We start from the raw sequence: 15085 nt of genomic DNA, 5'->3' as shown, positions 1-15085 counted from the left end.
CTCGACATCCTCACCCGCTGCCGCCTCACAACCCTCCCCGGCACCAACACCGAGGAGGTGACCGAACCCCTCGCCCTCACTGCCTAAACGAAGGAACCCCCGCTACACCACTCCACGGGGCTTGACCCGCCGGCGGTCCGAGTCTCAGCCTCAGGCTTCCCCGGTAGGGCAGTTGGGCGGGGGTTCTTGTGTGCGGATGAGACCCCGTAACTGTGGACAACGTCCAACGTGGACGTCCTGTCGGCATCACGGGTCGTGAGAGTCGATTGTGTGAGGAGGATGGGGATGCGTCCGGATGATGCCTTTGTGGTGTTCAGGTTGCTGGACCACGCCAACGATCTGATGGCCCAGGCGGGGGAGGTGTGTGACTGGGCTGCGCTGGATGTGGTCGCGGCGTGGGTGTTGGCCGGCGACGTGGCGGCTGGGTCGGCGTCGGTGGCGGTGGAGTTGCCCGCGTCGGTGGAGGGCTGCCTGGATGCCGCGGTCCAGCGGGTGCTGGAGTGGGACACGGGGACGCTTGCCCCGAGCGCGAGGGCGCTGGTCGGCGTGCTGCTGGCTGTCGATCTCAGCACGGGTGGTGCCTGATGTCCAGGTTCGTGCGGGCTGCCCGCTTGGCCTCAGCCCGTCTGGGCGATGATCGCGTCTCGCTCGGGGAGTGGGCGGGCACGATACTGGCCTGCGACCGGGCTGCGGGCGGGGCCGATCCCGGGCTGCGTGAGGCTGCTGCACTGGTCCCGCTGCTAGCGCGGCCGGTGGATGCCTCCGGGAGCGCGTTAGTCCACGCGATCGAGGCCGAAGCCACGGCGCCGCTCCGGTTGGCCGACGATGAGGGTCGCAGACTTCGCATGCTGGGCGTGCAGGTCACGCGGGCGGCTGCCGTCGGGGTGGACGAAGTGTGGGTTCGGCGTCTGCTCGGTCAGGCGGAGCGGTCTCTGCTGGAGCCGGCCACCGGGCGCGGTCACGTCGATGTTGCTCTACAGCGCTACGTGATGGCGATGGGCTCCGCGGCCGACGCATTGCGGCCTGAGGACGCGCTGGCGATCTGTTCCATGCAGCGCAGCCTGCTGCAGCGTGGTCGTCTGCTCCTCGACGAGTTCGAGGTTGTGGACGGCGTCGGCCATGACCGGACCCGCGACGCCGTACTCGCGTCTCAGGCTGCTTGGGACCGCGCCTTTGGCGCCTGGCGTCCTGTGGTGCCACATCGGCCATCGACGGCTGACGACATCGGGCGGGCGATCGTGGCAGTGCAGATTGCGGCTCGCGACGCGGATCCACAGGGTTTCCTCCAGGCGCTTCTCCGCAGTGGTCTGAGTGGGAATCTTGTGGCGGCCTCGGCGGTCACTCCACACTCGATGCGTGCCGGCTCGTCGCTAGTGAGATCGGCGGTGACCTTGGCGGAGCGCGCGGATCTCGCTGTGACCCTCAGGCCACGGCCAGTCGGGCCGCGCGAGTCGGTCACTCTGGCCCCGGTGCTACCGGCTCGTCCCGCGAGGAATGTGTCGGTCTCGGCCGGCGACGGAGTCGTCAAGCCGCCCGTGAGGGTCCCGGATCCGGACGCGGTGAGTCTGGGCGATGTGGCTGCCTTGAGGACACTGGCTGGTCAGCGTGATGCGGGCGTGCTCGCGGAGGCCGCCCTGCGTGGCGACCCAGAAGCGTCGAGGATCGCGCGGGCGGCGTCGCGAGGGGATTTGGAGGAGCTAGCGGAGCGGGGCCGAGTGGCGCGGGCGGCGATCGTTCAGGCCGGGTCGCCGGTCGTGTTCCACTGGTCGAGGAAGGTACCGCCCAAGGCTCGAGAGGAGTTCGTAGCTGCGGGGCTGCTGCGGCTGACGGAGATCGCACCGCTGTGGGATCCGAACCGGGCGCGCTGGTCGACCTTCGCCTACTCCCAGTTGGACTTCTTTCGCCGCGACGAGGCCAGAAAGAAGGCGGAAGACCGGGAGGTCGTCAGCGACACGCTGGTTCGCCAGGTCGATCAGGAGCGAACGCTCGCGGCCGGCGACGGCGGCCACGGAGTCGAGGAGCAGGTCATGCGTCGCCTGGGTAATGAGGAGGCCGTCCGCTTGATCGAGTCGCTGCCCGAGGAACTGCGCGACATCGCGCAGGCACGCCTCATCGCCGCGACCCGGCCCAGCCGGGCCCAACTCACGGCATCGACGGGCCTGTCTCGGCACGTTCTGGAACGCGATGAGGACCGCGCCACAGGGTTGTTGCGGGAGCGCTTGGGCCGCGGCGCCGAGGGCCCACAGGAGCTGAGCCTGCGGGGGATGGCTCTCCTGCTGAGTGAGTCACTGCGTGAGGTGCCGCGCCGTCCGCCGCCACCTTCATCGAGACGGCCGGGCGGCGGTGGTCCGGCGTTGTGACCCCCGGGGGGTGACCCCGCCCGCGTTTTACAGTGAGATTGCCCGGCGCCGAGGCCGGTGTCGGGCGTCGGGTCTGTGTGTCGCGTCGATGGTGCGTGGCGGGCCGACGAACGGAGTGGGGGCTCCCGCCTAGTGCGGGAGGTGCTCGGGGTTGATGTGAATTTCAGGGACGCTGTTTCCGCTGTGGGTGGGGCGGCTCGGGGTTCAAGGGAGTGTGACCATGCAACAGACTCTGGCAGCAGAACAGGCGGCTGCGCCGGCGCCGCCGATCGTCACGCCCGCTGCGGTGCGCCGGCAGCGTCGCCCTCTGCTAGCGGTGCTGGCGGGCCTGCTGATCCTGCTGGGTGCTGGGGGCGGGGCGCTGGTGTTCTTGTCCTTGGGCTCCACCGTGGAGGCGGTCGCGGCCCGGGTTCCGGTGGCTCGGGGACAGCTGATGACGGCTGAGATGTTCACCACGGTGCAGATCGCCCCCGATCAGCAGCTGGCCTACCTCGAGGCCGACCAGCTGCCGACGTTGCTCGGCCAACGGGCGGCGCACGATGTGGCTGCAGGCACGTTGGTGTCCGCGACCGTGGCTGTGGAGCAGATGGTGCCCTCGGTCGGTCGCACGGTGGTGGGCATGTCGTTGCCTCCTGGGGCGGAGCCCGCGATCGAGTTGCTTGTGGGCGACCGTGTGCGGGTGATCCTCACCGAACCGGCCTACGCGTGCGCGGCGGGGGAGAGCTCTGCCGAGACGGGCACCGCGACGGTGGCGTGTGACGTGAATGTGGTGATACCGGGGGTTGTGGTGGCCACGGCCCGGGATGAGGCGTCCGGTCAGGTGTCGGTGTCGGTGGAGGTCGATCAGGCGGATGCGGCGCGGACAGCGGCGGCGGCGGCGTTGGGCCGGGCCGCGCTGGTGCTCGACTCGAGGGACAACTGATGGCTGTCTTGGCGTTGACGTCGGCAGCTGGGGCGCCTGGGGTGACGACGACCGCGCTGGGGTTGGCGTTGGCGTGGCCGAACCAGGTGCTGCTGATCGACGCTGACCCCGTGGGCGGGTCGGCGATCCTGGGCGGCTACTTCGGCGGCACGGTGCCCCATCCGGGAACATTGGTGGAGTTGTGGTCAGCTCACCGCCAGGGTTCGCTGGAGGCGGCGGTGCGGGAGATGCCGCTTCGCCTGTCGGAGACCGCCTCGCTGATCCCGGGGCCTGCTGGTGCGACGCAGGCTGGCGGTCTGACGGACCTGTGGCCGGCGCTGGCCGTCCAGGTTCGCGGCTTGTCGCAGCTCGGTGTTGATGTCCTGATCGATCTGGGCCGCCTCGGCCACACCCATCTCGCCGCGCCGTTGGTGCGGGGCTGTGATCAGGTGCTGCTGGTGCTGCGCTCGGATTTGCCGTCGGTGGCCGCCGCGTCGGCCGCGGACCTCCCCGACGAGATCCCTGTCCGGCTGGTGGTGGTGGGCCCGGGCCGCCCGTACAGCAGCTCCTCGGTCGCGTCGGTTGTCAAGCATCCGGTGGCGTTCGAGCTGCCGTGGGCGCCGGGGGAGGCAGAAGTTCTCAGCCACGGAAGGCCGGAGCCCAAACGCGGCCGCGGTCTGACTCGTGGGCTGCGGCAGGCCGCCGAGCAGCTCCACGCGATGGCGTTGAGGGAGGTGGCTCATGTCTGACGCGGCCGAGTTCGACCCGGGTACGTTGGCGCTGTTCGCGAAGCCGACCCCCCCGGCGGGCCGCACCCGGGGCGGGTTCCGCATGGTGCCCGGCGACGCCCCACGGCGTGAAGCCCCCGCCGCCGCGTCTGCGTCGCGGCCTGAGCCGGTGGCGCGGGTCCAGCGTCGCCTCGACGGTGACATTGACTGGGATCTGGTCGATGTGCTGCGGGAACGTGTCTCCGCTGAACTGTCGGAGCGTGATCCGGGGTCGGGCGCCCGCGAGGCGGTGGGGCGGGAGATCATCGCCGCGGTGCTGGAGGAGGAGTCTCGCGCGTCCACCGTGCGGGGCCAGCTGACCTGGACCCTCGACCATCAGGACCGGCTCGCGCAGGCCTTGTTCGATGCCGTGTTCCGGCTTGGCCGGCTCCAGCCGTACCTGGATGACGATGCGGTGGAGAATGTGATCATCTCCGGCTTCGACAACGTGTTGGTGGAGAACAGCGACGGGGAACTGGTCCCGGCGCCTCCGGTGGCGTCGAGCGATGAGCAGCTGATCGAGTATCTGACGTTCATGGCTGCCCATCAGCCGAAGCCGCGGGAGTTCTCCGAGGCGGCCACGAAGCTGCACCTGGCGCTGCCCAATCGCGCGCGGCTGTTCGCGTCGGCGTGGGTGACGTCTCGGCCGACGGTGATCATCCGCCGCAACCGGCTGGTCGACGCCGGCCTGCACGAGCTCGTCGCTTTGGGCTCGTTGTCGCAGGTGGCGGCCTCGTTCTTGTCGGCGGTGGTGCAGGCGCGGATGTCGCTGGTGGTCTCCGGCGATCAGGGCACGGGCAAGACGACGATGCTGCGGGCGTTGGCACACGAGCTTCCGCCCCATGTGCAGATCGGCACGATCGAGACCGAGTACGAGTTGTATCTCAAGGACACCGGTGACCATCAGGTGGTTCACGAGTGGCAGGCCAACCCCGGTTCAGGGGAGATCGGCCTGAACGGTCGCCGCGCCGGCGAGTACACCGTGCGTGAGGCCCTCGAAGACTCCCTGCGCGCCAACCTCAGCTACACGATCGTCGGTGAGGTCCGCGGGTCGGAGATCGTGACCATGTTCAAATGCATGCAGTCCGGGTCCGGATCGATGTCGACCACCCACGCGAGATCAGCGGAGGGCGCGATCAGGAAGCTGGTGACGTGTGCGACGCAGGAGGGCGCCAACATCACCCGCGAGTACGCACTGAACGTGATCGCCGAGGACATCGACGTGATCGTGCAGCTGCAGGTCGAATCCGTCCCCCAGGGCGACGGGACTTGGCGCAAGCGACGGTGGGTGTCGGAGATCATCGCGGTCGAACCCGGTGAGGATGCCAAGGGCTACGCCACCACCACCATCTTCGCCGCCCAACCGGGCAGCCACCGCGCCACCGCGCAGATCCTGCCCCCCAGGTTCCGGGCCCTCGAGCGCTACGGCTTCGACCTGGCCGGCTTCAACGCAGAGAAGGGGACCCTCGCATGATGCTCATTGCTGCTCTGTCGGGGGCGTTGATGGTCGCTGGGGTCCTAGGCCTCATCTATGGCCTGACCCCCCGCCCTGCCCCCGTGCCGAAGCCGCCACGCACACGTCGCCGCCGGGTCAGCTCGTCGACCCGCAGCGTCGCGTTGCTGGGTGTGGCGGTAGGTGCGGTGCTGGCGGCGGTGACCGGGTGGCTGGTGGCGCTGGTGCTGGTGCCGGCGGTGTCGGTGATGGTGTGGCGGATTGTGAAGGGGCGGGCGAAGGATCGCATCGAGCGCCTCAACGCGCTGGCCGATTTCGCACGTGGCCTGGGAGGGGTCCTGACCGTGGGCCGTGGGTTGGAGCAGGCGATCCTGCACGCTGCCCGCTCCGCTCCTGCCGCGCTGGCCCCGGAGATTGGACGTCTCGCGGCGCGGGTGCGTGCGAACGTGGCCACCGGGAAGGCTCTTCGGCTGTTCGCCGACGAACTCGACGATGCGACCGGGGACTTGTTCGTGGCCACCTTGATCCTGGCGTCGGAGCGCCGCGGCCCCGGCGTCGCGTCCGCGATGGCAGGGTTGGCCGAGTCGATCGACGCCGACGTCCGGGCCCGTCGCCAGGTCCACACCGAGCAGCAGAAGGCCCGCACCGCGGCCCGGATGATCACCGCCATATCCGCCGTTCTCCTCGGCGGCCTGTTCCTCGCGGGCAGCTACGTCGAGCCCTACCGCACTCCGCTCGGACAGGTGCTGCTCACCGTGCTCATGGGCCTCTACCTGGCCGCGTTGCTGTGGATGCGGCGGATCAGCGCCGCCGCCCCGCTGCCCCGCTTCATGGGCAGCGCCGTCGCTGACCGTCAGGCAGCGTCATGACCGGGCTGCAGCTGGCCATGCTGTCCGGGGCGATGCTGTCCGCCGGCGTGGTGCTCATCGTCGTCGGCATGGTCCCCGCGCCGGTGCATCTCAAGGACGCCATCGGCCGCCTCCAACCCACCAGCCTCACCGCCGACCCGGTCGATGCTGCGGGGAAGGTGGACGCTGAGGTGCGCCTCGGTCGCTGGGCCGAGCAGCACCTGCCGGCGGTCGTCTGGGGTGCACCGCCCGAGAAGGACCTGGCGCTGCTAGGGCGGACCAGGGCCGCGTTCTACGGCTCGAAGATCATCTCCGCCGTCCTCGGGCTGCTCGTGGTGCCCGTGATCTCTGTGGCGACGATGCTCCTGGGCCTGCCGATTCCCGTCGCGGTCCCCGTCCTCGGCTCCCTGGGATTCGCGATCCTGTTGTGGTTCCTTCCCAACAATGAACTGCGTGACCAGGCCCGTAAGGCCCGCGAAGAGTTCTCCTACGCCCTGGGCGCTTTCGTCGAAATGGTGGCCCTAGAACGCTTGGCCGGTGCCACCGTGCCGCAAGCTCTGATCCGTGCCGCCGATACCGGCGACTCCTGGGTGTTCCACCGCCTCGCCACCACACTGCGCCGCACCAACTACACCGGCCAAAACCCGTGGGGCGCGCTGGCCGACATGGGCAACCACCTACACCTGCCCGACCTGACGGATCTCGCCGACATCATGCGACTCGGAGGCTCCGACGGCACCCGCGTCTACGACTCCCTGCGCGCCCGCGCCGCAGCGATGCGCAACGCCACCCTCAACACCCAAATCTCACGCGCCAACGCCGCCGGCGAACGCATCGCCGTCCCCGTCGCCGGTCTCGTCCTCGTCCTGGCCATCACCCTCGTCGTCCCCGCAGTCCTCCGAATGATCTGAACCGAAAGGACCCCTTCATGCTCGCTCTGTACTGCTACCTCACCGCCACCCTCCATACCCTCCAGCAGCCCCGCGGCAGGGATCAGCGAGGCCTGTCCCAGTCCACCGAGAACGCGATCCTGCTCGCCGGCGCCGTCGCGATCGCGGTGCTGATCATCTCCGCGATCACCGCATATGTGCAGGCCAACCTCCCCTCCTGACCAGGACCAGCGGGGCCTCAGCTCCAGCGTCCTGTCCACCATCCTCTTCCCGCTCGTCCTCAGTGCACTGTGGCTGGCGATGCAGTGGGCCATGCTCAGCTGGGCCCAAGCGACCGCCCACGCCGCCGCGCAGGACGGGGCCCGCGCCGCCGCCGCCCTGGACGCCACCCCAGCTCACGGGCAGGCTGCCGCTGCCGCGGCTGCCGACAACGGATCCCTCGATACCGTTCAGGTCACCGCCAACCGGACCGCGCGACTGACCACTGTCACCGTGACTGGCATGGCGCTGCGCGTGATCCCCGGGTTTCCCGTCAGGATCGACGTGACAGCCACCGCACCCACTCAACGACTCACCCCATCCTGAGGAGAGACCATGAAGAAGCGACTCGCACCCACAGCCCTCCTGGCGGTCAGCACCCTGATGCTCCTCAGCGCCTGCACACCCGACGCCGCCGAGACCCCCGCCCCAACGACCAGCTCCACAAGCGCCGCCCCGTCGCCCACCGTCTCGCCGACGCCCACCGTCGCGTCGCCGTCACCGTCGCCCACCAGCACCCTGACTCCCGAGCAGGAGGCCGCTCAAGCCGCCGCGGTCGAGTACTTCCGGGCACTCAACGCGGTGCGAAGCGACCCCGACGCCGATTTCCAGCAGGTGGCCAACATCACGACTGGGACGCACACCGCCGCCGAGGCGGAGCTCCTCAACGACTACCGCAGCAAGGGCATCGTCCAGGTCGGCCAGAACACATACACCTACAAGGGCGTGGGACCGGTAGTGGAGGCGGGAGGCGTCCGCTCCGTCGAGGTGCACGTCTGCAGCGACAGCACCAACAGCGACCTCGTCGGCGCCGACGGTGAGTCAGTCCTTGATCCGAATCGTCTCCGCTTCGTCGACTTCAGACTTGATGTCATTGAAGTGGGCAACAGCTGGCGGATCAACGGTGGCCAAAGCGAGGCGGCCGACTCATGCTGAATCGATCGGTAGTGCTAGCACTCGTTTCTGCCTTGAGTCTGCTGTTCGGCGGGGACGTCGCCAACGCCCGTGCCGACGTGACGGGCGGGGCCTTCCTCAACGAATACACGATCGTGGTGTCTGTGGAGGTGACCGGATCGTCGGGTGGTGGCGGTGGCGGTGGCGGGCAGGGGAGTGGGCGCGGTGGCGGTTCGGCGCCCACGGGCTGCTACACCGCCATGGGCACCGAGGTGCCGTGTTACCAGTGGGGGCTCGCGTGGCGGCCGGATCTGCAGTGCTACGCCCGCGTGAAGGCTGCCCAGCCACCGTTGACTGACGCCATCTGGAACGGCCGCACCGATGGCTCGATCGTCGAGTGCCGCAACGGTGTCGAGGGTGGATGGAGTACCACGTGGGACATCTGGGTCGCCGCGCTTCAGTTGCCGGCCCCGCCGGATCCGGCCGAGCTCGCGCGGCGGGCGGTAGAGCGGATGCAGCTCTCCGCGATTCGCATGGGCACCTTTCCCGAGCAGGCCGAACGCGCACCCCGCGATCTTGGCTACGTCGGCTGGAATGTGTGGATGTGGGTGTCGAACCCGTCACCGTCGACGTGGGGACCGATCACCAAGTCCGTCTCCGAGGCGGGGTACAGCGTGACCGCCACCGGCCGGGTCTCGAAGGTGGTGTGGGACATGGGCGACGGGACCACCGTCACCTGTGGACTGGGGAAGCCGTGGCAATCGATGTGGGTGCGTAACGAACCGTCCCCGGACTGCGGCCACAGGTATGCCAAGGACGGCGAGTACACCGTCACTGCTACCACCCACTGGGTGGTGAACTGGTCCGGCATCGGGCAGAGCGGCACCATCACCCTGCAGATCGGCGACACCGCCACACTGCGGATCGCGGAGGTCCAGGTCGTCAACGTCACGACCGGGGGTTGATCTGCGATGCCGAGGACCGATAATCAGCGGGGGATGATGGTGGCCGTCGAGACGGCGATCATTCTGCCTGTCCTCCTCGGCGTCGTCGGCCTGCTGATCGTGCTGGCCACCCACGCACTGGCCCAGATGACGGTGACCTCCGCGGCCTCGCAGGCCGCCCGCGCCGCCTCGATCGAACGAGACACCGCCACGGCGACGAGTTCCGCCCGGGCGGTGGCCGCCTCGACGCTCGTCGAGTCCGGAACCGCCTGCCGCACGTCGTCGGTGACGGTCAACACTGCGGGACTGCGGGCGCCGCTGGGTTCACCGGCGAGCGTGGTGGTCACTGTGACCTGCACCGTCGATTTCGGTGTGGGGCTACCCGGCTTCCCCCAGACCCGCACCCTGACCGCCACCAAGACCTCACCGGTGGACACCTATAGGAGCAGACGATGACCAGGCCTTGCCGCGCCGCACCCCGGCCCCGCCGGGGGTCCTCCATTCATCTGAATGGTGGGGAGCGGGGCATGGTCTCGGTGTGGGTGTCGGTGGCGCTGTTGGCGTTCATGGTGATCGTCGGGATCGGGGTCGACTTCGCCGGCCACGTGGGAGCCTCGCAGGACGCACGAGCAGTCGCCGACGAGGCTGCCCGGGCCGGTGGACAACACCTCATTCTCGCTACCGGCAGGGCCCGGCCAGACATCCACGCAGCCATCACCGCCGCGAACACCTACGTCGCCGCGTCCCCCTACACCGGCACGACCAGCATCCTCGGCGGGGACACAATCACCGTCAGCGCCACCGGCCACTACACCTGCCAGTTCCTCTCAATCATCGGCATCAACACACTTCCCGTGAGCGAGACCGGCACCGCCACGGTCAAGTCCGTCCTCGGAGGCACCGAGCAATGAACCGCATCCTGCGCAGCCTCGCCGCGATCGCCGCCATCGCCGCGATCACCCTCGGCGCCCCCTGGCTCCTGCTCCGACTCGCCCGCCTGCCAGGCTTCCTGCCCTCCTGGGACCGGGTCGCCTCGATGCTGCTGGCCCCAGACAGCGGCCGCTTCCTCCTCATCATCGTCTGGGCCGCCGCCTGGCTCCTGTGGGCCTGGCTCACCGCCTTGATCGTCATCGAAGCCGTCGCCCTGCTGCGCGGCGTCAAAGCCCCGAGAATGCCCACCGCTTCGCTGCCCCAAGGCCTGGCCCGGGGACTGGTCCTTGCCGCCGCAGCCGCGTTCATCGCCGCACCCCAGACCGTCGCCGCCGAACCACCCGATCCCGCCGCTCCTCTCCCCGGAAGCCCCGCCGCCGCGGCCTCGAGCATGCAGCCAACCCGAGCGCACCCCGCCTCGCCACCGGCACCATCCACGGCCGTCGAACTGGACTCGATCAGCGTGGCCGAGGGCGACACCCTGTGGGACCTGGCCGACGCACACCTCGGCGATCCCCACCGCTGGCCTGAGCTCTACGACGCCAACAAGGGAACTCCACAGCCCAACGGCTACACCCTTGAAGACCCGGACCAGATCGACGTCGGCTGGACCCTCGCCCTCCCATCCGACGTTGAACGAACAGCCGAACCGGCCACGCTACCTTCCGCGGATGCGGCCACGACCGCGCTCCTCCCCGCCGAGGCCAACGACGCAAACACCACCTCGGCACCAGCAGAATCGCAGGCGCATCCGTCCATCTCACCGACCCCGATGATCACTGCGGAGAGGTCGTCGATCACGGTGCCCACCTCCACGGCAGCGCCGAGCCTGGCGCCGGCGACACCGTTGCGGGCAGAGGCCGCGGCACCGGAGGCCGCCGAGGACGCTGATCAGAGCGAGGCCCCGCGGTTCGTGTGGGAGGTGGCGGGGCTGCTGGGTGCCGGCACCTTCCTCGGTGTCGGGGTCGGCGCCGTCCTGGCTGCACGGCGCCGGGAGCAGTACCGGACCCGCCGCCCCGGCCGCATGATCGCCAACCCGAGCCCGGTCGTAGCGCCGATCGAGCAGACCGCGCGGCTCGCGACCGGACTCTCGTCCCGCCTCGTCACCCGCCTCGAGCAGGTGCTGCGCCGCCTCGACCCCCACACCGAGATTGCCGCCGTCGCCGTCGCCCGCGACGGCACACTCCACCTCTACAGCCCCACGGACCTCGGCTCACCGTGGACCCGCGACGGCGACCACTGGCTGCTGCCCAATACCGTGACCGTCGACACAATCGGCGAACACATCGTGGACCGGCCATGCCCGTGGCCGCTGCTGGTCACCATCGGCGCAGACGCGGACGACCGCGTCGTGCTGTTCAACCTCGACCAGGCCGGCAGGATCACGATCACCGGCGACGCCGTGATGAGCGCCGACTTCGCGCGCTACGTCGCGGCCGAACTGGCCGTCAACCCCTGGTCCGAGGACGTCCGCGTCGCCTGCCACGGTCCAGCCGCGCACGCCGTCGGGATGTGCCCTGGGCGTCTCGATGCCGACCTCGACGAGATCTTCACCCTCGCTCGGACCAACCTCGATCGCGCCACCGACGCGGCCGTGACCGCAGCCGTGGGTAGGGCCCTGCAGGTGGGCGACGACACCTGGACAGCGGGCGTCGTGATCACCGACCAGCTGGACACGCTCGACGGCCTCCACAGCATCATCGCCGACCATCGCCAGCAGACCGGCACCGCCATGATCGTCTTCCACCCGACACACGGGGAATGGACCCTCACTGCCGACGGGCGACTCACCTCACCGGGATTCGAACTCACCGCCGTCGGCCTCACTGAAGACGAAGCCGCCGGCTGCGCCGAACTCCTCGCGGCCACCGACACGGGGCACGACACCACCCCCGAGCCCGCCGACGACCTCGTCGACGTCACCGGCAACGTCCTCAAAGAACACCGCACCCCCCGCGACCAGACCAACCCCGGCACGGTCGAACCCGTCCTGCCAGAACCAGATGCCGCCTACATCGACGCCGCCGTGGTCACCGCGGATGACCTCACAGTTCTCGCTCCTCGCATTACCGACGACACGGCGGCAGCCCTTCAGGACCGTGACCGCGGCCTCGACGCCGACGTGCGAGCCTGGTTCTCACCACGATGCCCCTACCCGCGACTCGCCCTCCTCGGGCCTGTCGCGGCCCGCTGCCACGGTAGGCCCGTCACGAAACGGAAGGCCTACTACACCGAAGCTCTCACCTACCTGGCGCTTCACCCGCAAGGTGTGACCGGCGACCAGGTCGCCGACGCACTCGGAACTACCGTCGAACGGGCACGCACAGTCATGTCCGACCTACGCCAGTGGCTCGGGACCAACCCCCGAACCCGACAGCCGCACATCCCGGACGCCAAGAACTCCTCCCAGGCCAAGGCCAGGGGAGTGGGCCTCTACCTCGTCGAGGACCTTCTCGTCGACGCTGAGCTCTTCCGCCGCCTTCGCTCCCGCGGTGTCGCCGCCGGCCGCGACGGAATCGAAGACCTCGAAGCCGCACTCCAACTCGTCACCGGCCGCCCGTTCGACCAACTCCGCCCTGCCGGATGGACATGGCTCATCGACGGGGACCGCACCGACCAACACCTCATCTGCGCCATCACCGATGTCGCCCACATCCTCGTCACCCATCACCTCCACACCGGAGACATCGAAGCCGCCAAACGAGCCGTGACCACGGCACTCCGCGCCGACCCAGACTCCGAAACAGCCCGACTCGACCTCGCCGGCATCATGGTCAACGAAGGACACACCACCTCCGCCCGCCGCATCCTCGCCGACGCCCTCGGTGACGACGTAGACCTGGACCCCACCGCACGTGCCACGGAGATCCTCAACGGCAAGAACTGGTTGCGCACCGGATGACGACGGCGTCTTTCCCCGACTGCATGAACACGTGTGCGGGAGGCCGCACAGGCCGATGGCACAGTGCGAAGGGGAGAGCCGTCCCTAGCGTCAGCCTGCATGCGTACTGCTGGCAGTCCCTCCACGTCCCGGCGCGGTGAGGATTGTGCTCCTTCGATGCCTAGTGGGGTGAGACGAAGCGAGGGAGAGAACTTTGAGCCAGAGACGCCCTCCCCCTCGGAGCGAGCGGAACGTCGCTGACCATGGGTCAGATGGGCCGACTTCGACTGCCTACTTCCCTCGTCACCTGCAGGATGGATGCCCACGACGATCCTGGCGGAAAGGGGCGCCCGCGCGCCGGCCGGCCTTGTTAGCCTCGCGCCTTCACGCCGGTGGGTGGGCGGTAGCGGCCTGAGATGGCGAAGGTGCCCCTGACTTGGGATGATGTGTTTTGCGAAGCACAATCATTCAACAAGCGAGGAGCACCTTCGAGGTGAAGAGTACCGGCTCGTATCCGAGGGTTCATGTCGATACCGCCAAGGTGACCGCGGTCGGCCAGGCCGGCGGGATCCTGCTGACCGAAACCATCCGCGCCACGGGCCTGGACCGGGCCCTGTCGGAGGCGTTGGACCGGTGGCGGAAACCGTTGGCGGTCCACGACCCGGGCAAGATCATCTGTGATCTCGCCCTGTCGCTGGTGCTCGGCGGTGAAGCGTTGAGCAACCTCGCTACCCTGCGCGCCGAGCCGGGGGTCTACGGCCCGGTGGCGTCGGACCCGACCGTGTCCCGGCTCATCGCCGCCCTGGCCGAGGATGCAGACAAGGCCATCAAGGCGATCTCCGGAGCCAGGCAGCAGGCCCGCGCCAGGGCCTGGGCCCTGGCCGGTGAGCATGCCCCCGACCACGAGTCGACTGCCGAGGATCCGGTGGTGATCGATCTCGACGCGTCCCTGATCACCGCCCACTCGGAGAAACAGCGCGCGGCGCCGACGTTCAAGCGAGGGTTCGGGTTCCACCCGTTGATGGCATTCGCCGACCACGGCCCCGAGGGCACCGGCGAAGCGTTGGTGGTCCACCCACGCCCCGGGAACGCCGGCTCGAACACCGCCACCGATCACATCACCGTCACCAAACAAGCTCTCGCGCAGCTCCCCGACCGCGACCCTCGCCCCGGGCGCAGGGTCCTGGTCCGCGCGGACGGCGCCGGCGGCACGAAGGACTTCACCGCCTGGCTCGCTCAGCACCGCGTCGCCTATTCGGTGGGATTCACACTCCCACTCGACACCGGCGACCTCTACCAGCAGGTCCCCGACTGGGTCTGGGTCCCCGCCCTCAACGCCGACAACCAGCCGCGGGAAGGGGCCGACCTGGCCGACTTCACCGGACTGCTGGATCTCGACGGTTGGCCTGCCGGGATGCGGGTGATCGTCCGCCGCGAACGGCCCCACCCCGGCGCTCAGCTGCGTTTCGATGACGTCGACGGCTACCGGCTTACCGCCTTCGCCACTAACACCACCCTCGGCACCCTGCAGCAGCTGGAACTGCGGCATCGTCGCCGCGCCCGCTGCGAAGACCGCATCCGGATCGCGAAAGACACCGGCCTGACCAACCTCCCCCTCCACGGGTTCAACCAGAATCGGATCTGGTGCCAGATCGTCGCACTCGCCTCCGAGTTGCAGGCCTGGAGCGGGATGCTGGCCCTGGCCGGCCATGAAGCCCGACGCTGGGAACCGAAACGGCTGCGCTACCGGCTCTACACCATCCCCGCGACCCTCGCCAGAAGAGCCCGCCGCACCGTCGTCCACTTCAGCGACCGATCCCGCTGGGCCGAGCTGATCATCGACAGCATCAGCCGACTCCGAAACCTCCCGGCACCCGCCACCTGACCCTATGTCCTCCACATGTCCCTCTGAATCTGGCAGCTCTCGGCCTGGAAACCCGCCCCGCAGACGTCACGCGG

15 protein-coding genes are annotated in these 15085 nt (G+C 69.2%); all 15 read left to right on the top strand.

The features are described 5' to 3' along the window. Positions 1-285: 285 nt before the first annotated feature. The 15 genes from BCR15_RS14165 to BCR15_RS14095 all read left to right on the top strand — a co-directional run bounded on the left by BCR15_RS14165 (position 286) and on the right by BCR15_RS14095 (position 15011). The gene (locus BCR15_RS14165) at positions 286-585 is read left to right on the top strand and encodes a hypothetical protein (RefSeq protein WP_068752857.1); all 300 of its coding nucleotides are present in this window, start codon (positions 286-288) and stop codon (positions 583-585) included. Then, positions 585-2360 carry a sigma-70 family RNA polymerase sigma factor gene (locus BCR15_RS14160; RefSeq protein WP_068752856.1) on the top strand — a complete coding sequence of 592 codons (1776 nt, stop codon included), beginning with the start codon at positions 585-587 and terminating at the stop codon, positions 2358-2360. Before BCR15_RS14165 ends, BCR15_RS14160 begins: the two co-directional genes overlap by 1 nt. Positions 2361-2580: 220 nt before the next feature. Next, positions 2581-3282: an SAF domain-containing protein gene (locus BCR15_RS14155; RefSeq protein ID WP_068752855.1), complete on the top strand. Its 702-nt coding sequence runs from the start codon at positions 2581-2583 to the stop codon at positions 3280-3282. Positions 3283-3368: 86 nt separating this feature from the next. Beyond that, entirely contained in the window at positions 3369-4010 is a 642-nt protein-coding gene (locus BCR15_RS14150; RefSeq protein WP_141680162.1) for a CpaE-like family protein, read from the top strand. Next, complete coding sequence (locus tag BCR15_RS14145) at positions 4003-5502, top strand: TadA family conjugal transfer-associated ATPase (RefSeq protein WP_083196645.1); 1500 nt, start codon at positions 4003-4005, stop codon at positions 5500-5502. The genes BCR15_RS14150 and BCR15_RS14145 overlap by 8 nt, the downstream gene beginning before the upstream one ends. A gap of 83 nt (positions 5503-5585) precedes the next feature. Next, a complete protein-coding gene (locus tag BCR15_RS14140) occupies positions 5586-6350 on the top strand; it encodes a type II secretion system F family protein (protein ID WP_256094677.1) in 765 nt (254 codons plus the stop codon). Further along, positions 6347-7240 (top strand): type II secretion system F family protein, encoded by an 894-nt coding sequence (locus BCR15_RS14135; RefSeq protein ID WP_068752852.1) that lies wholly within the window; start codon positions 6347-6349, stop codon positions 7238-7240. Before BCR15_RS14140 ends, BCR15_RS14135 begins: the two co-directional genes overlap by 4 nt. Positions 7241-7257: 17 nt before the next feature. Then, positions 7258-7440, top strand: a complete 183-nt coding sequence (locus BCR15_RS14130) for a hypothetical protein (protein ID WP_068752851.1) — start codon at positions 7258-7260, stop codon at positions 7438-7440. Beyond that, positions 7415-7804, top strand: coding sequence for a TadE/TadG family type IV pilus assembly protein (locus BCR15_RS14125; protein WP_068752850.1), 390 nt, complete (start codon positions 7415-7417; stop codon positions 7802-7804). Before BCR15_RS14130 ends, BCR15_RS14125 begins: the two co-directional genes overlap by 26 nt. A 9-nt stretch (positions 7805-7813) precedes the next feature. Next, complete coding sequence (locus BCR15_RS14120; RefSeq protein ID WP_068752849.1) at positions 7814-8413, top strand: superantigen-like protein SSL4; 600 nt, start codon at positions 7814-7816, stop codon at positions 8411-8413. A 32-nt stretch (positions 8414-8445) separates the two neighbouring features. Next, complete coding sequence (locus tag BCR15_RS14115; protein ID WP_068752848.1) at positions 8446-9336, top strand: hypothetical protein; 891 nt, start codon at positions 8446-8448, stop codon at positions 9334-9336. Between the two features lie 6 nt (positions 9337-9342). After that, positions 9343-9771 carry a TadE/TadG family type IV pilus assembly protein gene (locus tag BCR15_RS14110; protein WP_068752847.1) on the top strand — a complete coding sequence of 143 codons (429 nt, stop codon included), beginning with the start codon at positions 9343-9345 and terminating at the stop codon, positions 9769-9771. 71 nt (positions 9772-9842) lie between these two features. Further along, positions 9843-10226 (top strand): pilus assembly protein TadG-related protein, encoded by a 384-nt coding sequence (locus BCR15_RS14105; protein WP_068752846.1) that lies wholly within the window; start codon positions 9843-9845, stop codon positions 10224-10226. Beyond that, positions 10223-13147, top strand: coding sequence for an AfsR/SARP family transcriptional regulator (locus BCR15_RS14100; RefSeq protein WP_068752845.1), 2925 nt, complete (start codon positions 10223-10225; stop codon positions 13145-13147). Before BCR15_RS14105 ends, BCR15_RS14100 begins: the two co-directional genes overlap by 4 nt. A gap of 472 nt (positions 13148-13619) precedes the next feature. Then, positions 13620-15011 (top strand): IS1380 family transposase, encoded by a 1392-nt coding sequence (locus BCR15_RS14095; protein ID WP_068752844.1) that lies wholly within the window; start codon positions 13620-13622, stop codon positions 15009-15011. Positions 15012-15085 lie beyond the last annotated feature (74 nt).

Source organism: Tessaracoccus lapidicaptus (genome assembly GCF_001693815.1).
GTDB lineage: Bacteria > Actinomycetota > Actinomycetes > Propionibacteriales > Propionibacteriaceae > Arachnia > Arachnia lapidicapta.
Note: the sequence above shows the minus strand (reverse complement) of the source record. Positions and strands in the feature narration are given on the sequence as shown.

Bases quoted from the DNA above. Each gene is read 5' to 3' on its own strand.
- BCR15_RS14165 (WP_068752857.1), top strand. From the start codon at position 286: ATGCGTCCGGATGATGCCTTTGTGGTGTTCAGGTTGCTGGACCACGCC.
- BCR15_RS14160 (WP_068752856.1), top strand. From the start codon at position 585: ATGTCCAGGTTCGTGCGGGCTGCCCGCTTGGCCTCAGCCCGTCTGGGC.
- BCR15_RS14155 (WP_068752855.1), top strand. From the start codon at position 2,581: ATGCAACAGACTCTGGCAGCAGAACAGGCGGCTGCGCCGGCGCCGCCG.
- BCR15_RS14145 (WP_083196645.1), top strand. From the start codon at position 4,003: ATGTCTGACGCGGCCGAGTTCGACCCGGGTACGTTGGCGCTGTTCGCG.
- BCR15_RS14135 (WP_068752852.1), top strand. From the start codon at position 6,347: ATGACCGGGCTGCAGCTGGCCATGCTGTCCGGGGCGATGCTGTCCGCC.
- BCR15_RS14130 (WP_068752851.1), top strand. From the start codon at position 7,258: ATGCTCGCTCTGTACTGCTACCTCACCGCCACCCTCCATACCCTCCAG.
- BCR15_RS14125 (WP_068752850.1), top strand. From the start codon at position 7,415: ATGTGCAGGCCAACCTCCCCTCCTGACCAGGACCAGCGGGGCCTCAGC.
- BCR15_RS14120 (WP_068752849.1), top strand. From the start codon at position 7,814: ATGAAGAAGCGACTCGCACCCACAGCCCTCCTGGCGGTCAGCACCCTG.
- BCR15_RS14110 (WP_068752847.1), top strand. From the start codon at position 9,343: ATGCCGAGGACCGATAATCAGCGGGGGATGATGGTGGCCGTCGAGACG.
- BCR15_RS14105 (WP_068752846.1), top strand. From the start codon at position 9,843: ATGGTCTCGGTGTGGGTGTCGGTGGCGCTGTTGGCGTTCATGGTGATC.
- BCR15_RS14100 (WP_068752845.1), top strand. From the start codon at position 10,223: ATGAACCGCATCCTGCGCAGCCTCGCCGCGATCGCCGCCATCGCCGCG.